The organism is Flavobacterium tagetis (assembly GCF_016735615.1).
GTDB classification, from domain to species: Bacteria; Bacteroidota; Bacteroidia; order Flavobacteriales; family Flavobacteriaceae; genus Flavobacterium; species Flavobacterium tagetis.
In genome coordinates this window covers 1,487,767-1,512,883 of the sequence record NZ_JAERSF010000001.1, presented here as the reverse complement: position 1 = coordinate 1,512,883, position 25,117 = coordinate 1,487,767, and the positions used below count along the sequence as shown (strand labels likewise).

Below are 25,117 nucleotides of genomic sequence, written 5' to 3'. Positions count from 1 at the left end.
TATTCATTCTGGCGATACCTTTCTTTAAATCCAATACTCGACACAAAACCTACTGTAGCTATCATCAATAAAAAATGACCAAACCCGCCAAAAAGAAAAGCAATAGCAGAGATTGTCAAATTCACAATCAAAGTTGTCTTATAAAACTCAAATATGTTTTGAAATTTTCTGATAGAAACAATCTAGATTTTTTCCTCAAAAGGAATATTAATATCAAAAATTTCTCCTAGTAAATTGGCAATTTCTTCTAAATAAGAATTCAGTATCTGCGGCGTCACTATGACATCTAAATCTTTCTCTTCTTTTAAACCGAATGGCAAAAAGCCAGATTTTAAATTTTTGAAAGAAATAATCCCAACTTCTATGGGAAGTCCTCCCGCTTCTTTTTCAAACATGAATGCATAAGCCAAAACCTGAATGATTTTGTCATTTTTAAGCTCTTGAGTTAATCCGTTCCATGTTTTTAAGACAACATTAGCTTTCTCAACTTTTCCTGTCTTATAATCAATAATTCTAATTCTTCCGTCTCGACGCTCTATACGATCGACATTTCCTTTGATTAAAACAGGAAATGGCAATTTTGGATGGACAAACTCACGTTCAAAAGTCTGCTCTAAAGCAATAATCTGAATCGCTTCATTATTTTTTATCGACTCTAATTCCATTTTCAGAAAATTAGAGACATTTCGTTTTGCCACTTCAAAAGCCAGAAGATTTCGCCCCTTTTTGATTTCTCCTTCTTTGTAAACTAGTTTAAATTGCTTCAAAACTTCGTCATCCAATAATTTAAAACAATTGAGAAGATCTGTCTCCGAAATAAATTTCCCTATAAAAGGTTCATAAAGCGCCTTTAATGTTTCATGAATAATCGTTCCCAAAGTATTCAAAGCAATATTTTCCTCAACTTCTTCCACTTCACGAATTCTCAATATTTTCTGAAAATAAAACTCAATCGGATTTCGAATATAACTAGTTAATGCCGATGGAGAAAAACCATTAGTCGCAATTTCCTTTAAGCGATCCATTACCAACTCAGATTTCGGAACGGAAATAGGTTCGTAAGCCGTATTTGGCAGTTCCGGATTGTAAATATCAAAAGTAATATTATGCTGAGATTTTCTTTCTACTTCTAACTGTGTAATAAAACGGCTTCGTTCTCCAGCATCCAACCCGTCATTTTCAGTATTGTAAATCAAATAAATATTTTTAGCCCTTTGCAATAAGTGATAAAAATGATAGGTATAAATCGCATCTTTCTCTTTAAACGTCGGAAGCCCGAGCTCTCTTTTTACATCATAAGGGATAAATGAATTTTGGGATTTCCCAGCTGGAAATTTACCTTCATTCATAGAAGTTATAATCACAGTCTCAAAGTCTAAAACACGACTTTCCAAAACCCCCATAATCTGCAAACCTCGCAAAGGCTCACCTTCAAAAGACACTTCTGCCAAATCTATAATTTGCTTATAAATTGAATGAAGGGTATCTATATTATCAATATGATGATGTTTGGAATAATAATTTATAAGCTTATTAATTACTTTAAAAACACCATAAACAAAAGCTTTCGCAATTTTTTCCTCTTCATTATCATTACTAAAATGATCTTTAATTGCAATCAACAAAGCCGAAATATTCTTTAAAACCGCAATAGAACCGTTTTCCCATTTTTCAAATAATAAATTAAAAAAGTCGGAAGACTCAGCATGAAGTTCTAAAATTTTCTGGTGTGTAATAAAAGTATAATTATTCTCTTTTATAATTCTTACCAATTTATGCGCATTCACATAAGGCTCAACCAATGGATGCGTTAAAACATCTAGCACATCTTTATAATAAAAAACATAACTGCCTCCTTTTCGAGAAAGTGCATTGGTATGCATTTTAAATAATTTAGCAACAAATATCTGCGACGGATTATTTTTTCCAGAATATCCCATCGTAATATTTAAAGCTCCAACAGAAGAAGGAAGAGAATACAAAACCGGAACCAACAAGTTTTCCTCACCAAGCACCACTGCAACTTTATCCAACGAAGCATCAGGATTTTGATCTATTAAATTTTCAATAATACTTCCTGCTAGTTTTGCCTGTCCAATTGTCTTTGGAGTTCCAATAATTTGAATGTTTTTTGATTGCGAAAAATCGTCAACAATCCATTCGAAAGCATTTGACTTATAATGTTTCCAACTTTCCTTAAAACGTCTTAAAAACAATCCGGCATCATGATATGGGTCATTAAGAAAAGCTTGATCCGCATCCCAATAAATTTTAGCTTGATCCAAAGCGAGTAAATGCTGTACTATTTTTTCTTCTGCAGCATTCAAAGCATTGAAACCAGCAAAAATAAAAGTGCGGTTTCCAATAGTATTCGAAAAATGATTAAGATTATTTACTGCTTCCCTATAAATCAGACCTTGATATCCAATTGACTTAAAAAGCAAATGATTATAAAGCGACTCGTAGTACAACGGAAGCAACTTCCAAAAATCAATGTAATTTTCAAGAAGTTTTGTTTTCTGATCCACTTCCAGCCCCCATCTTTTTATATCCTCAATATCCTTCAAATAAGATAGCACATGAGATGGATCTAAAAGATATCGATCGATTTCATTAAAATCTTGGAGAAGAGTTTTAGCCCAATTTGCAAATAACTCAAAAGATTGTTGATGCTTCTTATCGGTAATAGACAAATAAACTTCGTAAAATTCAAACAAAAGTTCTATCGAATCAACCGAACGAATTGAAGCGACATCTTGAACAAAATCTTCAATACTTGTAATCTCTGGTGCAATAATTGTCTTTGAAGTCTCTTTTTTAAGAGCTTCAATCAAAAAAACCTTTGCCCTCTTATTAGGAAGTATTATTGTTATTTCAGAAAGTTTCTCTGCAAAGTCCTGAATTACAACAGAGGCAATTTTTTGGAGAAAAGAAGTATTTACCATAGGATAAAAATAAAAAAAGCCATTCAATTAAGAATGGCTTTTCATATTTATTTAGAAAACTAATTATAGTTTACCTTGGTATTTAGAACCAATGTGTCTAATTTCAGTTCTTCTGTTTTGTGCTTTACCTGCAGCAGTTTTGTTACTTGCAACTGGTTGGCTAGATCCAAATCCTTTAGACTCTAAGTTCTCTGGGTTAACACCTCTTTGAACTAATGCATCTAACACAGCTTTAGCTCTATCTTCAGAAAGTTTTTGGTTGATTTTAGCAGAACCTGTACTATCAGTGTGTCCTTCGATAGAGAATTTCGCGTTTGGATAGTTTTTAAGGATTTCTTTAATAGCATCTAATCTAGCTTGAGTTTCTTTGTCTCCAGTTTTGAAAGTAGCTTTTCCTGAGTTGAAGTATACCGCTCTAGCTTGAACTTTAAGATCTTCTAACGCCTCAGAAGTTACTTCTGGACATCCTCTGTTACTAGCAGGACCTGCAACTGTAGGACAGTCGTCATCTTTGTCAGCAACACCATCTTTGTCAGCATCTAAGAATGGGCAACCACCATTTTCTTTAGGACCAGCAACTGTAGGACATTTATCGTCTTTATCAGCGATTCCGTCACCGTCAGTATCAGGACAACCTTTTAAAGCAGCTAAACCAGCAACATCTGGACAAGCATCATCTTTATCAGCGATTCCGTCACCGTCAGTATCAGGACATCCGTTTAATGCAGCTAAACCAAATACATCTGGACAAGCGTCAGAAGCATCAACGATTCCGTCACCGTCAGTATCAGGACATCCGTTGAATTGTTTTAAACCAGCAACATCTGGACAAGCATCATCTTTGTCATAGATTCCATCTCCGTCAGTATCTTTACCTCCGAATTTAAAGATTAAACCAGCAGTATGTTGGAAATGAGATGGAGTATCAATTACTCCATTGTTATCATTTCTTCCAGGGTTGTCCCCTGAACCCGCAGCAACAGCCCATTTATATCTTGTAGCAAGTTCAAGCCCAATTGCATCTGTAAACCAGAAAGTAACTCCAGCTCCTGGATTAACAGTTCCAAAACTATCATCTCCTAAGAAAGTATAACCACCACCAACAGATAACGATGGATCGATTACTTTAGATTTGATTAATTCTTGGAAGCTATATTTAACAGTAGCATCAATTCCGTAGTACATTAGATCACCAGGATTCGACACATAATTACCTCTTCCATCAACACCTGGGTGTGACCAATCAAAATAAACGGCTTTATCAATTTTGTTTACAGACCCTTGTAAACCAACTGAGAAACCATGTCCTACATATCTATTTACACCAATGTAAGATAGAGAAGGAAGAATATTCCAGTTGTCTTTTACAGCGAATGGCTGAGAAAAGTGTTGGTCAAAGAAACCATGACCAGCACCTGAACTTGTTCTAGTATCCACAGCATTAACCCCGAAAGAGATCGCCCATGGATTGTTACTGTCTTGCGCGTGAGAACTTAAACCCATCGCCATCAATACAGCAACTAAAAGTTTGTTAAGATGTTTCATACTTAATTTTTTTAATTACAATTTAGTTAATTACAAGCAAAAGTAACACCAAATTTTTTAAATACAAAATGAAATGTTAAAAAAAACCTACAAAAATTTAACTGAAGTGGTAATTATATAACTTTTAACATTTTACCGACAACTGTAAAGGCATTAATCGCTTTGTCTAAATGCTCTTTTTCATGTGCTGCAGACAACTGCACTCGTATTCTAGCCTTATCTTTTGGAACCACTGGAAAGAAAAAACCAATAACATAAATTCCTTGTTTCAAAAGTTCGTTTGCCATTGTTTGAGATAATTTTGCATCGTATAGCATAACTGGAACAATTGCAGAATCTCCATCAATAATATCAAAGCCTGCTTTTTTCATACCTTCTTTAAAGTAGTTGGTATTCCATTCTAGCTTATCACGAAGCGTTGTATCCTTTTCTAATAATTCAAATACTTTTATTGAAGCCCCAACAATTGCGGGCGCTAATGAATTTGAAAACAGATAAGGTCTAGACCTCTGACGTAACAATTCTATAATTTCTTTTTTAGCAGTCGTATATCCTCCCATCGCTCCCCCTAAAGCTTTTCCAAGAGTTCCAGTAATAATATCTACTCTTCCCATCACTCCTTTTGCTTCAAGAGTTCCTTTTCCAGTCGCTCCGATAAAACCGGCCGCATGACATTCGTCCACCATTACCATAGCATCATATTTATCAGCAAGGTCACAAATTTTATCCAATGGCGCCACTAGACCATCCATAGAAAAAACTCCATCGGTAACAATTAATTTAAAGCGCGCTCCAGCTTCATTTGCTTTTATTAATTGTTGTTCCAAATCTTCCATATTGTTATTTTCATAACGATAACGGGCTGCTTTACACAAACGAACTCCATCAATAATAGAAGCGTGATTTAAGCTATCTGAAATAATTGCATCATTTTCCCCTAACAAAGGTTCGAAAACGCCACCATTAGCATCAAAAGCAGCTGCATATAATATAGTATCTTCTGTACCATAAAAATCAGCAATTTTCTTCTCCAATGTTTTATGAATATCCTGTGTTCCGCATATGAAACGGACAGATGACATTCCGAAACCATGCGTATCCATTGCATCTTTAGCCGCCTGCACTACTTCCGGATGTGAAGAAAGCCCTAGATAATTGTTAGCACAAAAGTTCAATACTGTTTCTCCAGTTGAAATTTTGATTTCAGCACCTTGTGGAGAAGTAATAATTCTTTCCTTTTTGAAAATTCCATTTTCTTCAATCGTCTGCAATTCCTTTTGCAGATGTTCTTTTATTTTACCGTACATTTTTTATTTATTTAAAACGTTAAAAATTAACAACTTAACCAAAATAAAGCTTCGTTATTTCTTTAACATCTGATTAATTTTTTCACAAATTTACCACTTCAATTTCCCTTCCAATATACACAAGGGCCTTTTTTAACACTATGTAGCCTAAATCTTCAATTGCATCTTGATATTCCTGAATTTGTTGCTGATATTTTACATTCGCAGCTCCTGTTTTATAATCCAGCAAATAGGCATTTTTATTCTCTAAAAACACAACTCTATCTGGCTTTAAAATTCTTCCTTCTTTCTGAACTATAGTCTGCTCGTTTAAAACTGTATCTTTTCCGTCAAAGCAAACATTCAGTTCTGGATGATTCACAATTTCTTTTAAAGTTTTTAAAACTTGACCTACCTGATCATAAGTTATCAGACCGTTCTCAATAGATTTAGTTACCGCCAAATCTACATCTGATTTATCTTTAACAAAAGCCAAAATCTCATGCACAATATTCCCATACGAAATAGCTTCTTGTTGATGCGTTCCCCACATTAAAGCTTCGCGTTGCGCAATTTTAATATTTTTAGGATTCAAAACATCTCTCACAATCGGAATAGACTTAACAATATCAACTGTTTGGGTAGCTTTTGATAATCGAATTTTATTTCCAAATTCATAATTCAATTTTTCTTCATCATAAATTCCTTCATGAATCAAAAATTTAATAAAAAATGAAGCCATATTGTTCGGATATTCTCCATCACTTTTAGCTTTTAGTGATTGAGAAATCACATATAATTGCTCTTCAGCACGAGTAAGAGCAACATAAAGCACATTTATATTATCTAAAAGCTCTTCTTGCTTTTTTAAATTAAAAACTGCCGATGCACTTTCTCCAAAGCTTTCAACAGCACTGCTATTATCAACTAAAGCCTTTGGAACCCCCAAATCTATTTCTTCCGTATCAAGCCACAATTTATCTTTTGGTTTTCTATTATAATCTTCATCTGCAAAAGGCATAATTACAACTGGAAACTCCAACCCTTTTGATTTATGAATAGTCATGATTCGAACAGCATTATTTCCTTCTGGAGATGGAATGCTAAATTTCTCTGAATTTTTATCCCAGAAAATTAAAAAATCTGCAACTCCAGCTTGATTCCTAATATCTCTTTCTAAAACAATATCTAGAAAAAACTGCACATAGGCATTTCCTTCTGATGGAAGAATGAATTTAGAAATAATAATTTCAACCGCTTCATACAAAGATTTTTTACGAACGTCTTCAAAAGAAAAAGAGACATCAAAAGTCATTAGCCATTCCTCAAATTCTTTTTCAAATCTTCGACTCATTCCCAAAGCAATAAAATCATGCACCGGCATTGCCAAATCTTTACTTGAAGCCAAGAAATGCAAAAAATTAGCTTTCGATTCTAAATCTGAACTATTATTCAAATACCTAAGAAGATGAATTATCAAGCGAACTTCTGATGCATTTTGAATCATCAAAGTTTCCGATGAAAGAAGAGGAATTCCCTGTTCTGTCAAATAATTGGCAACCGCAATTCCTTGATCTCTTTTTCTAGTCAGGATTACAATATCTTTATATTCAAAACCTTGTTTAACTACTTCTTGAATCGTATTTAAAGTTGCTAAAACATACAAATCTGATTTTTCTAGAACTTCTTCTTCATCCACAAATTCATTTTTCTCAGCAATCGGCAGAAAAGAAATATTTACATAACCGCCTTTTTTTGAATTCGTATTTTGAAAACTATGATTCTCGTATAAATCTTTATAATCTTGATTTGTAAATTCAGCGGAAATCAATTTAAAGAAAGCATTATTAAATTCGATAACCTCACTATAACTTCTATAGTTGGTATCTAAATGCTTCACCTTTTTTTCGTGATGGAAAAAAGCTACTTCTTCTTTACTCAACTCAATAAACTGTTCTGCTTTTCCTCCGCGCCAGCGATAAATAGATTGTTTAGGATCTCCAACAATCATAAGAGTTCCTTTATTTCCAAAATCGTCTAAGCCAGAAAGCGAATTATCGATAAGCGGAATCAAGTTCTGCCATTGCATTTCTGATGTATCTTGAAATTCATCAATAAAGAAATTACGATAACGCTCCCCTAAACGTTCATAAATAAAAGGAGCCGGCTGGTTCTGAATTTCGCGGTGAATAATCGCATTGAATTCTGAAATGGATAATATATTTTGTTCAGACTGAATTTTAGCAAGTTCATTACTTACGGTATTCAGCAAAGAAAGAGGCGTAATATTTTTTAGAAAGGCCTTATAAAAATCTCTTTTTTCGAAATTCTGATAAACCTCTTTTAAAATCTGAAGTAGTTCTGGAATAATATTTTCAATTAAAGCTCGGTCTTTTGCCGTTTTGTTAATTGCAATATCATCAAACTCATGAAAGGTTTTATTTTTTGAATTGAACTTTCCATCTCGAATACTCTGCAAATGGTTTGGAAAAGTTCCTCTTGAAAATGATTTTGGGTCAATTCCGTTTTTATCAATTAACTCAATTGCTTTAGTTGCGAGGCCTTCATTTACATCTTCCAGCTCTTTGCAAAGCGCTTGCATTTTCTTTTTAATCTCAACAAACTCTCCGATTGTTTTGTTTTGAAAATGCAAAATCTCGTTTCGATTGTTTTCATTCAAAACCAATCTTCCGGTATCGAGAATTTCACGAGAAACATCCCAACTTTTGTCGTCATCGGTTTTTTCCATTGTAAAGTCGATGAGCAATTTGGTTAAAGTTTCGTCTTCGCCCGCCTGCGCAATAATGGCATCAACAGCTTCAACCAATAAATTTTCGGTATCCAATGTAACCTCAAAAGTCATTGGAAGATTTAAATCATGCGCAAAAGCACGGATAACTTTATGCGTAAATTTATCAATTGTAGAAATATCAAAAGCAGCATAATTATGAATTAAGTGCTTAATGATTTGTTGCGATTTGGTTTTGATTTTAATAATTGAAAGCCCTGTATCACGCGACAAGTCTTCCATCAAATCGGCTGCTTTTGGAGACGGATCATCTTTTGCAAATTCAGACAGATTTCCAACAATACGGCTTTTCATTTCATGAACCGCTTTGTTGGTGAAAGTAATTGCTAAAATATTTCTATATGCATCGTTTTTTGGAGAAGAAAGAATAATTTTCAAATATTCTTTTACCAAAGTATACGTCTTTCCTGATCCCGCAGAAGCATCATAAATGGAAAAAGACGGACTTTGCATAGTTTTGATTTTTTATATCGTAAAAATAGCACTTCTAACGCACTATTAATTAAAAAATCAAATAAAATTGAGAAATTGACAAAATTAGCTTTTTGGAAAAGCTCTTCTATTGAAAACCAAAAGTATACCCACACCTGTAGAAATTGCTACATCGGCAACATTAAAAATAGCATTGAAGAATGCAAAATGTTTTCCACCAAATATTGGAAGCCAAGTTGGAAGATTTCCTTCCCAAATTGGAAAATAGAACATATCCACAACTAGACCGTGAAACCAAGTTCCGTAAGGAGTTGGCGAGAAAATAGTTGCTAAGTTATGTGTGCTGTCATCAAAAATAACTCCGTAGAAAACAGAATCAATAATATTTCCTGCTGCTCCCGCAAAGATTAATGCAATAGCAACTACTAAATATGTAGAATGGCGTTTTTTAATAGAATCAGAAAGCCACCAACCAATTCCGAAAACAGCAAAAATTCTGAAAACTGTCAAAATTAACTTTCCATACTCTCCAGGTATTTTAGTTCCCCAAGCCATTCCTTCATTTTCAATAAAATGAATTCTAAACCAATCGGCAATTACAATTTCTTCGCCTAAAACGAAATTTGTTTTGACATAAATTTTAGAAAGCTGATCAACAATTAAAACTAAGAATATAAGGAAATACGCTTTTCGTAATGACATTTTATAATTTTTTGATGGGCAAAAATAACAATTTAATCAAAAAAAACGCTCCTAAAGGAGCGTTAATTCTTTTCTAACAAACTAAACAAGTTTATCTGCTAATCTAAACCTTATAAAGTTTACTTTTTTACAACAGCTTTTGCTGGTGTTTTTGGACTGTCGGAAAAAAATTCTGAAATGGATTTGAATATTCCTTTGCTTTCTTTTCCGGCCGCCAATTTCTTAGCTTCTCCCTTTTTTACATCAGCTTTAAACTTAATGCGCAGTTTTTCAAATTCCTTCATTCTGCGCTCTACATCAGAGTTTACTTCTTTGAATTTCAATACTTTAGCCATAATGTAAGTTTTTCGTAGTAAATAATTTAAATTATTACTGATTTGGTACTACAATGATACATAATTTAATTTATATTTGTTAATAAAAATTAACACTTGTTTAGGTTAAACGCGAATTAATTTTTAAATCCAAATACCAAATGAACTGAATTTATCATTCTTTCCAAAATCCTACAAAATCATGAACGAAATCACAACTACACTAAACGACTTTCTAGTCAGCACAAAATCTACTGCAGCTTTAATATTAAACGGAAAAGGCAAGTTAATCACCTCACTGAATCTAGATTACGGAGACAGTATTGCCGCAATGAGCGCCGCAATTTTATCTATGAGCGAAAAATTCCTAATTGATTTGGAAAAAGGCTCTTTAAAACAATTATATCTAAAAAGCGCCGAAGGCGTTATTGTTGGAAACAAAATAAGTGGCTCTAACTTTATTGTTGCTTTTTCTAAAGAAGGAAGCAATCTAGCATTGTTAATGCGTTCTACAGAAGAAGTTTCTGCCGAATTAAGTAAAAATTCTCTATTGAAATAACATAAAATTCTATTAACAAATAACCCAAACGAACTATGAGCAACGATTTTTTAAACGTGTTTTTAAATGAAATGAAAAGCAACGTAAACGGCTTTATCGCTGTAGCAGTAACAGAAATTGAATCTGGATTAAGCTTTGGAAATTTAACTATCGATCCAAGTTTTGATCCTGAATTAGCCGCAGCCTATAACTTAGAAGTTGTAAAAGCTAAGTTGAGTGCCGTAAAAGCACTAAACTTAAACCAGGACATCGAAGATATTTTGATTACACTTTCTAATCAAATTCACATTATCGATATTTCTCCTAACAAAAAATTCATGATCTATCTTGCTGCAGATGCCTCAAAAGCAAATTTAGGTATGACAAGAGCTATTTTAAGAAAACACAAAGCAGACGTTGAAAAAAATCTAGCATAATGATGTAACATTTTTACTTTTAAAAAACCGCCATTCATTAAGGCGGTTTTTTTGTGTTTACTCCTAGGTAATTCTACTTGTTTTATTCTTACAAAAAGACTCGTCATTAAAATTAATTAATTTCGACTAGTTATAAATAATTTCTTTCAATAACAACTTATGGCTTCAAAACCAAGCTTCATCAAACATTAAACAAAAAAAAACGCTCCTAAAATTAGGAGCGTTTTTTCTATTTGATAAGATACTTTTATAATTATCTCTGCAAGTTTTTAGCTTCGATACTCATTGTTGCATGAGGAACAATTTTAAGCCTTTCCTTGCTAATTAATTTACCTGTTACTTTGCAGATACCGTAAGTTTTATTTTCTACACGGAATAAAGCATTTTTTAAGTCACGAATGAATTTCTCTTGCCTGATAGCCAACTGAGAGTTTGCTTCTTTTGACATGGTCTCACTTCCTTCTTCAAAAGCTTTAAAAGTTGGAGAAGTATCGTCAGTTCCGTTATTCAAATCGTTCATATAGGCACTTTTGATCAAATCAAGATCTTCTTGTGCTTTTTTAATTTTTGCTTGTATTATTTCTTTGAACTCCGCTAAATCAGCGTCTGAGTATCTTGTAATTTCATCTATCATGGTATTATACTTATTTTGAAATTAATATCATTGTTCTAATATCATCAAACTCAATTTCTGTGCCGTTTTCTAAAGCGTCAACAAAAACCAGTTTGTCTGTTAATGTTTCTGACTTTATATAGTCTTCATTTTTTGAAACGGCTTCTTCTAAGATTCCGTCTCTTTTTATTTGTACATTAATTTTATCCGTAACCTCAAATCCTGAATCTTTACGAATGTTTTGTATTCTATTTACTAATTCTCTCGCGATACCTTCATTTTTCAACTCTTCAGATATTGTGATGTCAAGCGCAACCGTTATTCCATTTGAATTTGCAACCAACCATCCTTCAATATCCTGCGATGTTATTTCGACGTCTTCTAGTGATAAAGTTACACTATTTCCTGCAATAACAATATCTAGCGTTCCTTGCTTGTCCAGCTCATTGATTTGCTCCGCAGAAAAACCTTGTATCTCCTTAGAAATCAATCCCATATCTTTTCCAAAACGTGGTCCAAGAGCCTTAAAATTAGGTTTAATTTGTTTCACCAAAATACCAGAAGCATCGTCTAAAAGTTCGATTTCTTTAACGTTTACTTCGGCTTTTACAAGATCAGAAATTGCTTCGATTTCAGTACGCTGATTGTCGTCAAGTACTGGAATCATTACCTTTTGCAAAGGTTGGCGAACTTTAATCATCTCCTTTTTACGTAGTGATAACACCAAAGAAGAGATCGTTTGCGCCTTCTGCATTTTACTCTCCAACGTTTTATTAACAAAGTTTTCGACAAATTTTGGGAATTCAGCCAAGTGAACACTAGCAAAATCCTCGGTTCCCGTCGAAGTTGTTAAATCACGATATAATTTATCCATAAAAAATGGAGCTACTGGAGCGCTTAGTTTACTGATTGTAAGCAAACAAGTATAAAGCGTTTGGTAAGCTGCAATTTTATCTTTTGCATATTCTCCTTTCCAGAAACGACGACGGCATAAACGAACGTACCAGTTACTTAAGTTTTCCTGAACGAAGTCAGAAATGGCTCTTGTCGCTTTTGTTGGCTCGTAATCTTCGTAGCATTCGTCAACAAATTTAATTAACGAATGTAATTCAGAAATAATCCACTGATCGATTTCTGGCCTTTCGTTTAACGGAATCTCAGCTTCAGCATATTTAAATCCATCGATGTTAGCATATAACGAGAAGAATGAATAGGTATTGTAAAGCGTTCCGAAGAATTTACGTTTAACCTCAGCAATTCCCTCAAGGTCAAACTTCAAGTTATCCCACGGATTTGCATTCATAATCATATACCAGCGTGTAGCATCTGGACCGTTTTCTGCAATGGTTTTAAACGGGTCTATGGTATTTCCTTTACTCTTAGACATTTTAATTCCGTTTTTATCCAAAACAAGGCCATTTGAAACTACGTTTTTGTATGCTATTTTATCAAAAACCAAAGTTCCGATAGCGTGTAAGGTATAGAACCATCCACGTGTCTGGTCTACTCCTTCGGCAATGAAGTTCGCTGGAAAATCTTTGTTCCCATCAATTTTGTCTTTGTTCTCAAAAGGATAGTGCCATTGTGCATACGGCATTGCGCCAGAATCGAACCAAACGTCGATTAGATCACTTTCGCGCTTCATTGGTTTTCCAGAAGCTGAAACCAAAGTGATAGCATCAACAACATTTTTGTGCAAGTCAATTAAATCATAATTTGACTCAGACATATTTCCGATTTCAAATCCTTTAAACGGATTTTCTTTCTGGAAACCTGCTTCGATTGATTTTTCGATTGCATTGTACAATTCTTCAACAGAACCGATAATAACTTCTTCTGTTTTATCTTCTGTTCTCCAAATTGGTAAAGGAATACCCCAATATCTAGAACGAGATAAGTTCCAATCATTAGCATTTTTAAGCCAATTTCCAAAACGTCCTTCACCAGTAGATTTAGGTTTCCAATTGATAGTTTCATTCAGGTCGAACATTCTATCTTTTACATCGGTTACTTTGATAAACCAAGAATCTAGTGGATAATATAATAACGGCTCATCTGTTCTCCAGCTGTGTGGGTAACTGTGCACGTATTTTTCAACTTTAAAAGCTTTGTTTTCTTCTTTAAGACGAATAGCGATTTCAACATCTACAGATTTCTCTGGCGCTTGTCCTGCATCGTAATATTCGTTTTTAACGTATTTACCCGCTAAATCACCTAAATGTGAAGTGAATTTTCCTTGTAAATCAACTAAAGGAACAGCTGTTCCGTTTTCGTCTAAAACCAACATTGGTGGCACTTCTGGTTTTGCTTCTTTTGCCACTTTAGCATCATCTGCACCAAAAGTCGGAGCTGTATGTACAATTCCAGTTCCATCTTCAGTTGTAACAAAATCACCTGCGATTACTCTAAATGCGTTTTCAGCATTTTCATAAGGCAGTACATAAGGCAATAATTGCTCGTAACGGATATCAACTAAATTAACACCCTTTGTTTCAGCTAAAATTTTGTACGGAAGCTTTTTGTCCCCGTTTTTCACATTGTCAAAATCAGCATCATCTTCACTTACGAAATATCCTTTTCCGAATTGTTTTCCAACTAAGTTTTTAGCCAAAACAACATTGATTGGCTCAAAAGTATATTGATTGAAAGTTTTAACTAAAACATAGTCGATTTTTGGACCCACTGTCAAAGCAGTATTTGATGGCAATGTCCAAGGAGTTGTCGTCCATGCAAGGAAATAAAATTCATTATTATATCCGAAAGAAGATTTATCTAGTTTAAAAGCTCTTTCAACTTCATTTGCACCTTCCTCAGATTTTGAAACACTTTTAAATTGTGCCACAATTGTAGTATCTGTAACATCACGGTAAGCTCCAGGTTGATTTACCTCATGAGAAGACAATCCTGTTCCTGCTTTTGGAGAATATGGCTGAATTGTGTATCCTTTGTACAACAAACCTTTATCATAGATTTGTTTCAAAAGCCACCAAACCGATTCCATATATTTTGGTTTATAAGTCACGTACGGATCTTCCATATCAACCCAATAACCCATTTTTTCAGTTAAATCATTCCATACGTCTGTATAACGCATAACGGTTTTTTTACACGCTTCGTTATATTCTTCAATAGAAATGATTTTACCAATATCTTCTTTTGTAATTCCTAATTCTTTTTCGGTACCCAATTCTACAGGCAAACCGTGAGTATCCCATCCGGCTTTTCTTTTTACCTGAAAACCTTTTTGAGTTTTATATCTGCAAAAAATATCTTTAATCGCACGTGCCATTACGTGGTGAATTCCAGGCAATCCGTTTGCTGAAGGCGGACCTTCAAAAAATACGAAAGGCTCAGCACCTTCGCGAGTTGTTACACTCTTTTCAAATATATTTTCTTTCTTCCAAAAATCAAGAACTTCAGACGCTACAGTTGGTAAGTCAAGTCCTTTGTATTCAGTAAATTTTGTACTCATTTTATCCTTTTCTTAAACGAGGTGCGAAAGTAAGGAATTTTGAGGAAAATAGAGAAAAGATAACGGAAAAAAGACCGATTTCAGGAAATTTCAGGTATATTCCGCAACAAAAAATAGCCTTTTAGTAGATTTAAGAGAAAACTTCCTTTAAAATCTCTAAAGATTTAGGTTTTTTGAATCCTTCCAAATGCAAACTGTAGTAATCGATTATAATTTTCAGAAGAATTTGTCTCTCCAAAACATGAAAAACTTTTTGATCGTTATCAAATTTTAACTCTAAAAGCTTTTTAAACAAATTGGTTTCGTGTTCAGACAATACATTTCCGCTTTGGAAATGTATAAAAACACCTTCGTTCATTTCAAAAAAAGGAAGATTATTCTCTGAAAGATCTGGGTAAAAACCGAGATATTTGGTGATTTCTAAAAGCAGAATTAAATGAAAATTGAAAATTTCATCATGATGGTCGAGCCAAGTCAGTGCGGTTTCTAAAAACAGAAAAAGCTGTTCATTTTTTTCTTCTTCTTGAATCGAATAATGAAGCATTTCAGAAAGAAACATCACCATTGTACTTTTCACAATATCAGTATGAATACTTTGAAAAGGAACTGCACTTTTTATTTCTTTGAAATTTTCCAAAGTACCTTTATTTTTATGAACCGCTTCAATTTCTAAAATCGAAAATGGCTGAAAATAAGCAATCTTCTGACTTGCCTTTCGACTTGAAAAAGCGTCGCGTACAAAATAAGATTTCAGTCCGCTGGAAAGTGTAAAGCATTTTACGATCAAGCTTTTTTCCTGAAATTTTAAAGAAGAGATTACTATGGCTTTGGTTTTGACGAGCACTTTTTTAGACTTCTTAGATACTAGATTATTAGACTTCTTAGACATTTGCCTTTGAAGCCTTTCGACTTTTGACTTTTGACTTTTGACTTTCAGACTAACGTATAATCATAACTTTCTTAACTTTAGTTTCCCCTCCATCTTCTGCAGAAATAAAAACCATATAAACACCAGATGCTACTTTATATTTACCAAAAGCCGTTGTATCCCACTCAATTGTTCCGCCCGAAGAAGTTGTTTCGTAAACTAAATTCCCTTCAATATCTGTAATTTTGACATTTGCTTTATCAATTAATCCAGCAACTTTTACTGTCCCAGTGTACGTCGGACGCACAGGATTAGGATAAACGTATACATTACTCAAATCATCGTTTGCTTCTGTTGCAATTCCGCCAAAAGAAACTAATCCCTTATTAGTTGCAATAAAGACTTCTCCAGTTTTAGGATTTATCTTAACATCATTTATATAATTACTTGGAAGTGGCGAATTGTTTATTGTAAAATGATATTTGGTTTCTTGCCCATTTGGCGAAACCATAAACACTCCAGAATCTGCAGTTCCAATCCATTTATTGTTCGATCCGTCAACGGCTATAGAGGTTACAAATTGTTCATAGAGTAGCTCTTGAGCCAAATCATCTTCGGTTATAATAATTGGATTTGCTTTTAACTGACTTTCTGATTGAAAACTCGAGACATTAGCCAAGACCCTCAACCCTTTTGTTGTTCCTATCCAAAGCTGATTTTTTGTATCTATCGCTAGAGTTCTAACATCTTCTATTGGTAAATTACCTGCATCAGCACCAAAAGTCATTTTTTTGAATACATTGCCGTTTTCATTAAACCCAACAACTCCATTTCTGTATGTTCCAATCCACTTTACATTATTGCGATCGACAGCTATACTTGAATAGTTTTCTGCTTCTGCATCGCCCAAAATTGAGGTCATTGCATAACTACTCCACTGCCCATTTGTTTTTAAAACTTTCAATCCGTTTTTGACTCTGCTATTAGTCACCCAAAGACTCCCAGCTTTATCAAAAGCTGTCGCATTGATTCTAACATCTATATAATTTGGCCCTTCCGTTGTAATAGACTCCAAACCGCTATTTTCCTCATTATATAAAAGAGTCGGAACATCATTTTCAATTTTCAATAATCCTGAAAAAAAAGAACTAGCATAAACATATTTTTCATTATTCGGATTTATACTTATCCTTGTTATTGACTTTGCATCATACACGTCAGAATATGGAACATTCAACCATCCTGAAGCATTAAATCGGCTAATTCCATAACTATCTAAAGGATACGGATTATAGGAAACATCGTAATCGCCATACACTGCCCATAAAGTACTTGAACCCGCATCTATAGAGAAAATATTATTACGTATTGGACCGCTAGGTGTGCTATTTTCGAAAGTCGTTGCGTTACTTAAAGCAGAAACAAACAAACCTTTTTCTTTTGTTCCGATAAAAATCTGATTTCCAACCGCACTAGCACAGCTAAAATTTAGGGTATTATCTAAAACCTGAGTATTTGTAATCTGACGATTTAGCACCATCTGATTATTATACACATAAACCATATTGGCAGTAGTAACGAATAAATTATGATTTTTTGCTCTTGTGTCTAAAGCTGCCTGAGGCAATTGCAAAAACCCGACAAAAATATTTGAGTTGAATTTATGAATATATCCAGAATCATTTATTGCGATAAGTTCAGTATCTAAAGTCTCTACACTAGACCAACTTCCTCCATTTACAACTCCCCATTGATTATAATCTACAAGGTTAGGATTTGTCTTATCCGCTTTTCTAATCCCGCTCGATGTTGCTGCAAAAATGAATCCGTTAAATACGGTGGTTTGTTTTACGCTTATTTCAGCTCCGTTATCACCAATAAAATATGTATCGCCAAATTGTGAAGTTTTCAAATTGAATTGCACGATTCCAAAATCACAAGAAACATAGACCACTCCATTGTCTTCCAAAAAATGATTGATCTTTTTAGTATTAGCCGGTAGCTGTTTATTGATTATATCAACTATTTTTAGAATACTTCCGTCAACATCATTAATCAAAATCATTAAACCATTATCGTAACCGATTATTGTTTTTTTGAATGATTCACTATAATAAACCGCAGAAATAGTTTGACCTGAGAGTCCATCAACCGTAGTTGTTGTCTTAAGAATATTTGTTGCTGTATTTTTTGAAAACAATGCATTTTCTGAAGCAGCAAATACACTTGTAGTCGATTCTGAAATATCTTTTATTTCATTAAATGAAAAATATCCCTGCCAAGAGAGTTTGCTCTGCGCTCCGCAAAACTGAATGAGAAGTAAAAACAAACTGCAGAAAAATACTTTTTTCATCATTTAATGTATTCGATTAGGGCAAATATACTACAATCAAGATTTTATTTAATTTTTAGCACAAATAAAATACCCTCGATATCTTATCCAGACAATCGAGGGTATTTTTATAGTAGTAAGTAAATCTTAAACAACACCTTGTGCAAGCATAGCATCGGCAACTTTTACAAATCCGGCAATGTTTGCTCCTTTTACGTAGTTTACATATCCGTCTTCTTCAGCACCATATTTTTTACATTGGTTATGAATTCCGATCATGATTTCTTTCAATCTCAAGTCTACTTCTTCACTTGTCCAGTTTAAACGAATTGAGTTTTGAGTCATTTCTAATCCAGAAGCGGCAACACCTCCAGCATTTGCAGCTTTTCCTGGTGCGAATAATACTTTACTGTCTAAGAAAAGCTTAATAGCATCTAATGTAGAAGGCATATTTGCTGCTTCAGTAACACATAAAACACCATTATCAATTAATTTCTTAGCATCGTCTCCGTTTAATTCGTTTTGAGTAGCACATGGAATAGCGATATCTACTTTTACTTCCCAAGGACTTTTTCCTTTATGGAAAATAGCATTTGGATATTTCTCTAAATATCTTTCTGCTCTATTATCTCCAGTAGCTCTCATTTCAACCATATGGTCAATTTTTTCTCCAGAGATTCCTTCTTCATCATAAATGTATCCATCAGGTCCAGAGATCGTAACAACTTTACCTCCTAATTCATTCACTTTTAAAGCTACTCCCCAAGCTACGTTTCCGAATCCTGAAATAGCTACTCTTTTACCTTTAATCTCATGTCCGATAGTACGAAGCATTTGATCTGTAAAATATACTACTCCATATCCTGTAGCTTCTGGTCTAATTAATGAACCTCCGTACGCCAAACCTTTTCCAGTTAAAACTCCAGTAAATTCATTTCTAATTCTTTTATATTGTCCGAACAAATATCCAATTTCTCTTGCTCCTACACCGATATCTCCAGCTGGAACGTCAAGATCTGGACCAATATGACGACATAATTCTGTCATGAATGACTGGCAGAAACGCATAATTTCTCCGTCTGATTTTCCTTCTGGATCAAAATCAGAACCTCCTTTACCTCCACCCATTGGAAGAGTTGTCAAACTGTTTTTGAAAACTTGTTCGAAAGCAAGGAATTTTAAGACTGATAAATTTACTGTATGGTGAAATCTAATTCCTCCCTTATAAGGTCCAATTGCAGAGTTCATCTGAATTCTGAAACCTCTGTTTACAATAATCTCTCCTTTATCGTCTACCCATGGAACTCTAAATATTATTGATCTTTCTGGTTCAGCGATTCTTAAAAGGATATTCTTTCCATCATATTTCTTACGTTCAGAAATAAACGGAATTACTGTTTCAGCAAATTCTCTAACTGCTTGAAGAAATTCTGGCTCGTTTGGATTTTTTGACTCAACAAGAGCCATAAATTCATTTATTTTTTGTTCCATCTTTAAAATAAATTTTCAGATAATTTAGATTTAATTTTCACTCGTATAAAAACAAGAAATTGTGTTTAAGAAAACGTTTTCGTTTTAACTGACAAAGATATAGCAAATAATGATTCGATGTTACATTTTTCACTTTTTTGAATCGATTTGTGGTTTTTTCAAACATTCCAAAAAAAACACATTTTTCATGTAGGTGTTTACATGCAAATCACCTTTTAAAAGTTAGTAAATTAAGTATTTTGTTACTTATTTTTCAATACAGCGATTTAATATTTTGAATCGATTATGTTTTTTATATATTTGCCTCGATTTGTAAGCCCCTAAAAAATGCCTAAGCACCTATTTATCACATTATTTGCCTTACTGGGCATCTCAACTGCTGTATCAGCACAAGGATTGGCCCAAGAGATCGGAATCTATGCAGGACCAGTCACTTTGCAGTCCGATTTTGGAGAAAGAAACAACTTTGATAATAATGTCGGAAACACAGGCTTTGGCATTGGAATCATGCACTTCATAAACTTCTCTGCCAATAACAATAGAGAAAACTATTTTACAGAACATTTTAAAGTAAGATCTGACCTTTCATACAGCAAAACTACCTTAAAACATCATGGCCAGTGGGTTGAATACAAACCTAATGGGGTATTTGCAACGCAATTAAGAAACATGCACGCCAGCTCTAGCATAGTAAGTTTAGGAGCACAGCTAGAATTTTCTCCTTTTATGAAAATTCACGATTTCGAAAACACAGTTGGTAGCTTCAGTCCGTATGGCGCTTTTGGATTTCAAGTAAGCTATTATTCAGCAAAAGTTGGATCTCATTTAGGAGACATTACACTTCCTGCCAATACTCCAGGAAAATATTTAACTCCATCTGACGGACGTGCACATGGTTTTTCTACTGAAACTGGCGTAGCTTTAGCTGCTACGGCGGCGGTGGGTGTACACTACAAACTAACTGACATGAGCGATCTAATGTTTGAAACTCGTTTTCATATGTACAGCTCAGATTGGATTGACGGATTAAACCCAAATAAAGATATTTACAAAGAAAACAAATCTAACGATTGGCAGGTTTGGTTTAACTTTGGATACATCTATTATTTAGAATTCTAGAAAAATCCCAAATTCCAAAATATAAAAATCCCAAATTCCACTTTTAATAGTTCTGGAATTTGGGATTTTTATATTTTGGGATTTCTTTTTTAAGAAAGTGCTTGTTCTAAATCTGCAATTAAATCTTCTGCATCTTCAATACCAACACTTAATCTTACCAAATCATCAGTAATACCAACTTCTGCTCTTTTATCTGCAGGAATAGAAGCGTGAGTCATTAATGCTGGGTGATTAGCCAATGATTCTACCCCACCAAGAGATTCAGCTAATGTGAATACTTTCAGTTTTTCTAAAAATGCAATAGAATCTTCTTTTTTACCTGATTTAAAATCGAATGAAACCATTCCTCCAAAAGCTTTCATTTGTTTCTTTGCAATTTCATGAAATGGATGATTTTTTAAACCAGGATAATAAACCGTTTTAATCTTTGGATGATTACTCAAATATTCCACCACTTTCTCACCATTCTCACAATGTCTCTGAACTCTTAAAGCCAAAGTTTTAATTCCTCTTAAAACTAAAAAGCTATCCATTGGTCCAAGAGTTGCTCCTGTTGCAAATTGCTGAAAATGCAATTGATCTCCAAGGGCTGCGTCTTTTACAATTAAAGCTCCAGCAATAACATCAGAATGTCCTCCTAAATATTTTGTTGCAGAGTGCATCACGATATCTGCTCCTAAATCTAGAGGTTTTTGCAAATATGGAGTTGCAAAAGTATTATCTACGGCAAGAAGAATTTTTTTCTCTTGAGTAATTTTTGCTATTTCCTGAATATCTGCCAATTTCATCAACGGATTGGTTGGTGTTTCTACCCAGATTAACTTCGTATTTTCGTTGATTAAACTTTTCAGTTTATCAATATTTGTCATATCAACAAAATGAAATTTAATACCTGAATCTTTATAAACGCGAGAAAACATTCTGTATGTTCCGCCATACAAATCATCCATTGCAATGATTTCGTCTCCAGCTTTAAAAGATCTTAAAACGCAATCTGTAGCTGCAAGACCAGACGAAAATGCCAATCCGCGGGTTCCGTTTTCAATACTTGCCAAAGCATCTTCCAAAGCAGTACGAGTCGGGTTTGAAGCTCTACTGTATTCGTAATCTGCCAAAGGTTTCCCTGGGCTTGTTTGCACAAATGTTGAAGTCTGATACACTGGTGGCATAACTGCACCTGTACTTGGATCATGATACTGTCCGCCGTGTATTACTTTTGTATTGAATTTCATATAGTTATAAATTTAAATTCCTTAATTCTTTTACAAATTTACCGCTTAATTTATTTTTTCGCGACACAACTTCTTACCTTTGTACATAATTAACACTTTTTGATATGAAAAATTACTTATTTATAATCTTTTTGTGTTTGATTTTTACAAGTTGCAAAAAAGAGCTTTCATTTGAAAATGAAACGTTTGAAGAGAAATCTACTATCCCGTGTGCAAATGACTGCCCGAAAATCACGATAGAAGTTCCAATTGCTAAAAATATTAAAGTAACATCAGACAGCATCAATAAAAAAGTTTTTGCTGTTATAAAAGAGATTGTATTTTTCGAAGAAGATTCAGTAAAAGTCGATGATTATAAATCGTTGGCAAAATCTTTTATTGTTTCCTATGAAGAAATGCATCAAAAATTTCCAAACGATACTTTTGGTTGGGAAGCTAAAATAATTGGAAATGTAGAATTTGAATCTGATCAAGTTTTAAACCTTAAAATTGACCACTACACTTTTACTGGCGGCGCCCACGGCTATCAAGGTTATCGTTCTCTATTATTCGATAAAAAAACAGGAAAAACCATTTTCAATAAACAGTTGTTTAAAAATGAAAAAGAGTTTAAAGCTTTCGCTGAAAAAACATTCAGGTCAAAATATAAAATTCCAGAAAAAGCCAATATTAACGCTACAGGTTTGATGTTTGAAAATGACAAGTTTCAACTTCCTCAAAACATCTTCTATACTTCTGCGGGTTTACTTTTATATTACAATTCATACGAAGCCGCATCTTATGCAGACGGTCCTAAAGAACTTATATTTCCTTATGATGAAGTACAGCAATATTTGAATTTTAGATAAATAATTAAAAAATAAATTCAGCAAACGTAGATGCACGGCAGTGCGCCTCGACAGGAAAAACTCTGTCACTTTGTTGCTCTGAACCTTTGCACCTTTCTATTGAACATCATACTTCATTTTACGCAAAACTCGTAAAGCTTCCTTAAAAGAAGAATAAATATTTTTATAAGGCTTTAAAAGCAATTTTGCATCAATTAATTTTTGTCTTGCTTCTTCAAAACCATTCAAATGACAAATCATAAAAGTAGAAGGCAGATTCTCTAGATCTTTCATTTCACGCTCAGATAATGATATCTCTTTTTCAAGTTTTCTTAGCAGAGCTATATTAGAATTATAAATGTGATGCAACATTTTTCTGTTGAATTCTGGTGGCTGAAAAAGCATCTGACGATCGATTTTATAATAACCATTATCAAAAAAATGAATCGTTTGCTCTTCTAACGGATAATAACTCGTTTTGTCATTTAAACCCAGCGGAACATATTCTGTAATGGTAAAACTATCATCATTATAAAAAATAGTTACAACATCTTGAGCAGAATAAAAAAGTTTAATCTGTTCGTTTATCAATTCAATATCAACACGAGATAAATACGTTTTATCTCGCAGTTTTTTTGGAACCCCAGCCCAACAGATTACAAACAATTCTTTGAAAACACGATATTTTGGCGACATATCTTTATGTCTGAAATTCATAAAATCGATAACCCCGTCTAAGGTATATTGAATACTATTTCGAGAACTATTTTCTATTCCGATTACGGTTTCTGTATTCTGATTGCTTTTTTCGATTTCCTCGTGTTCTTCTAAAGGAATAGAATTACTGCCACGTCTTATAAAAACACTGTTAGCAAGAATAGTATGGATGCCCTTTTTAAAGTAAGAAATTTTACTTTTAGGCTTAATAGTAACCAGACCGATTACTTTATCTTTTGGAAGGTTTGGAAAAGGGACATTCTCATATTGAATTTTAGGTGGATTTTCTAAAAAAGCATTGACCAGATTCTGAATTCTGCTATCATCGAAGAAATCGTCACCGACAATTTCGTTATCCTGATCTTCTACTCCAACTACGATATAAGAATTATTGTTTGGGTTGGAATTGGATAATGCACAAATGTGCTTTAAGAATTTTCCTTTTCCTTCTCTGGAATGAAGATTCAATTGCCTTTTTTTATCATAAAAACTGCTTTCGTCATTATGAGCGAGGAGATTTTTAATTAAAAGGCGCTTATTAATCATTCTTTTTAGATTATTAGACTGACTTAGGTTTTTAGACTTCTTAGATTGATTTTCAGATTTCTAAGTTAAACTAAAGATCTGATTTTCTAAGAAGTCTAATAGTCTAGTTTTAAATATTCTTTTTAACAATCGTCGAAGATGCTTGAGCTGTACTCATGACAACCAAATCTGCAATGTTTACATGATAAGGTCTTGAAACCACGAAGTGAATGATATCGGCAATATCTTCAGCCTGCAGCGGATCAAATCCTTTATAAACATTTGCAGCTCTTTCAACGTCGCCTTTAAAACGGACTTCGCTAAATTCTGTGGCTACCATTCCTGGATGAATCCCTCCAACTCTAATTCCGAATGGATTTAAATCGATTCGCATTCCTGCTGTAATGGCATCAACGGCGTGTTTAGAACCGCAGTATACATTTCCGTTAGGGTAAACTTCTTTTGCTGCTGTCGAACCAATATTAATAATGTGTCCAGATTGCCTCTCAACCATCTGCGGAATTATCGCTTTTGACACATATAAAAGTCCTTTTACATTAATATCAATCATCGCATCCCAATCATCTAAATTTCCATTCTGAATCGGATCTAAGCCGTGGGCATTCCCTGCATTATTAATTAAAACGTCGATTGTAGCAAAATCGTTTGGCAAAGCTCCTATTTTTTCTAGAACTTCTTCTTTATTACGAACATCAAATGCTAAAGAGTAAACTTCTGTAAAAGCAGAAAGTTCTTTTTGAAGTTCTTCTAAACGGTCTGTTCGTCTTCCGCAGAGAACAACTTTATAATTGTTTTTTGCTAGAATTTGAGCAGTTGCTTTTCCAATTCCGCTCGTAGCACCAGTAATTAAAACTGTCTTTTTCATTATATGTTTTTATTTTTTGCCACAGAT

The 25,117-nt window shown here is 33.8% G+C and carries 18 protein-coding genes; 4 read left to right on the top strand and 14 right to left on the bottom strand.

What is annotated here, in order from left to right:
- Nucleotides 1–182: 182 nt before the first annotated feature.
- From JI750_RS06480 to JI750_RS06455, 6 genes are all read right to left on the bottom strand, one after another.
- Complete coding sequence (locus JI750_RS06480; RefSeq protein ID WP_201999470.1) at nucleotides 183–2,945, bottom strand: PD-(D/E)XK nuclease family protein; 2,763 nt, start codon at nucleotides 2,943–2,945, stop codon at nucleotides 183–185.
- Nucleotides 2,946–3,008: 63 nt separating this feature from the next.
- Nucleotides 3,009–4,490, bottom strand: coding sequence for an OmpA family protein (locus JI750_RS06475; RefSeq protein ID WP_201999469.1), 1,482 nt, complete (start codon nucleotides 4,488–4,490; stop codon nucleotides 3,009–3,011).
- A 113-nt stretch (nucleotides 4,491–4,603) separates the two neighbouring features.
- Entirely contained in the window at nucleotides 4,604–5,797 is a 1,194-nt protein-coding gene (gene kbl, locus JI750_RS06470; RefSeq protein WP_201999468.1) for a glycine C-acetyltransferase, read from the bottom strand.
- 82 nt (nucleotides 5,798–5,879) lie between these two features.
- Nucleotides 5,880–9,038, bottom strand: a complete 3,159-nt coding sequence (locus JI750_RS06465) for a UvrD-helicase domain-containing protein (RefSeq protein WP_201999467.1) — start codon at nucleotides 9,036–9,038, stop codon at nucleotides 5,880–5,882.
- 84 nt (nucleotides 9,039–9,122) lie between these two features.
- Complete coding sequence (locus tag JI750_RS06460) at nucleotides 9,123–9,719, bottom strand: lipoprotein signal peptidase (protein ID WP_201999466.1); 597 nt, start codon at nucleotides 9,717–9,719, stop codon at nucleotides 9,123–9,125.
- 119 nt (nucleotides 9,720–9,838) lie between these two features.
- Nucleotides 9,839–10,054, bottom strand: coding sequence for a hypothetical protein (locus JI750_RS06455; protein WP_201999465.1), 216 nt, complete (start codon nucleotides 10,052–10,054; stop codon nucleotides 9,839–9,841).
- 181 nt (nucleotides 10,055–10,235) lie between these two features.
- Here JI750_RS06455 and JI750_RS06450 point away from each other — a divergent pair, with 181 nt between their 5' ends.
- Both JI750_RS06450 and JI750_RS06445 read left to right on the top strand, forming a co-directional pair.
- The gene (locus JI750_RS06450; protein ID WP_091494460.1) at nucleotides 10,236–10,592 is read left to right on the top strand and encodes a roadblock/LC7 domain-containing protein; all 357 of its coding nucleotides are present in this window, start codon (nucleotides 10,236–10,238) and stop codon (nucleotides 10,590–10,592) included.
- 35 nt (nucleotides 10,593–10,627) lie between these two features.
- Nucleotides 10,628–11,008 carry a hypothetical protein gene (locus JI750_RS06445; protein WP_111365661.1) on the top strand — a complete coding sequence of 127 codons (381 nt, stop codon included), beginning with the start codon at nucleotides 10,628–10,630 and terminating at the stop codon, nucleotides 11,006–11,008.
- A 253-nt stretch (nucleotides 11,009–11,261) separates the two neighbouring features.
- On the opposite strand, the gene JI750_RS06440 is transcribed toward JI750_RS06445, so the two are convergent.
- The 5 genes from JI750_RS06440 to gdhA form a co-directional block, all read right to left on the bottom strand.
- Nucleotides 11,262–11,642: a TraR/DksA family transcriptional regulator gene (locus JI750_RS06440; protein WP_012022792.1), complete on the bottom strand. Its 381-nt coding sequence runs from the start codon at nucleotides 11,640–11,642 to the stop codon at nucleotides 11,262–11,264.
- A 10-nt stretch (nucleotides 11,643–11,652) separates the two neighbouring features.
- Complete coding sequence (gene ileS / locus JI750_RS06435) at nucleotides 11,653–15,093, bottom strand: isoleucine--tRNA ligase (protein ID WP_201999464.1); 3,441 nt, start codon at nucleotides 15,091–15,093, stop codon at nucleotides 11,653–11,655.
- A gap of 130 nt (nucleotides 15,094–15,223) precedes the next feature.
- Nucleotides 15,224–15,937 (bottom strand): DNA repair protein RecO, encoded by a 714-nt coding sequence (recO, locus tag JI750_RS06430; protein ID WP_201999794.1) that lies wholly within the window; start codon nucleotides 15,935–15,937, stop codon nucleotides 15,224–15,226.
- A gap of 94 nt (nucleotides 15,938–16,031) precedes the next feature.
- Nucleotides 16,032–18,317 carry a type IX secretion system anionic LPS delivery protein PorZ gene (porZ, locus tag JI750_RS06425; protein ID WP_439649346.1) on the bottom strand — a complete coding sequence of 762 codons (2,286 nt, stop codon included), beginning with the start codon at nucleotides 18,315–18,317 and terminating at the stop codon, nucleotides 16,032–16,034.
- Nucleotides 18,318–18,440: 123 nt separating this feature from the next.
- On the bottom strand, nucleotides 18,441–19,784 hold the full coding sequence (gene gdhA, locus JI750_RS06420; RefSeq protein ID WP_201999463.1) for an NADP-specific glutamate dehydrogenase: 1,344 nt from the start codon (nucleotides 19,782–19,784) through the stop codon (nucleotides 18,441–18,443).
- Nucleotides 19,785–20,111: 327 nt separating this feature from the next.
- Here gdhA and JI750_RS06415 point away from each other — a divergent pair, with 327 nt between their 5' ends.
- Complete coding sequence (locus JI750_RS06415; RefSeq protein ID WP_201999462.1) at nucleotides 20,112–20,903, top strand: THC0290_0291 family protein; 792 nt, start codon at nucleotides 20,112–20,114, stop codon at nucleotides 20,901–20,903.
- 89 nt (nucleotides 20,904–20,992) lie between these two features.
- Here JI750_RS06415 and JI750_RS06410 read toward each other — a convergent pair whose 3' ends face one another.
- Nucleotides 20,993–22,135, bottom strand: coding sequence for a cystathionine gamma-synthase (locus tag JI750_RS06410; protein WP_201999461.1), 1,143 nt, complete (start codon nucleotides 22,133–22,135; stop codon nucleotides 20,993–20,995).
- Nucleotides 22,136–22,239: 104 nt separating this feature from the next.
- On the opposite strand from JI750_RS06410, the gene JI750_RS06405 reads away from it, so the two are divergent.
- Nucleotides 22,240–22,983, top strand: coding sequence for a DUF3298 and DUF4163 domain-containing protein (locus JI750_RS06405; protein WP_201999460.1), 744 nt, complete (start codon nucleotides 22,240–22,242; stop codon nucleotides 22,981–22,983).
- 96 nt (nucleotides 22,984–23,079) lie between these two features.
- On the opposite strand, the gene JI750_RS06400 is transcribed toward JI750_RS06405, so the two are convergent.
- Nucleotides 23,080–24,225, bottom strand: coding sequence for an ATP-binding protein (locus JI750_RS06400; RefSeq protein ID WP_201999459.1), 1,146 nt, complete (start codon nucleotides 24,223–24,225; stop codon nucleotides 23,080–23,082).
- A gap of 109 nt (nucleotides 24,226–24,334) precedes the next feature.
- Nucleotides 24,335–25,090 carry an SDR family NAD(P)-dependent oxidoreductase gene (locus JI750_RS06395; protein WP_201999458.1) on the bottom strand — a complete coding sequence of 252 codons (756 nt, stop codon included), beginning with the start codon at nucleotides 25,088–25,090 and terminating at the stop codon, nucleotides 24,335–24,337.
- Nucleotides 25,091–25,117 lie beyond the last annotated feature (27 nt).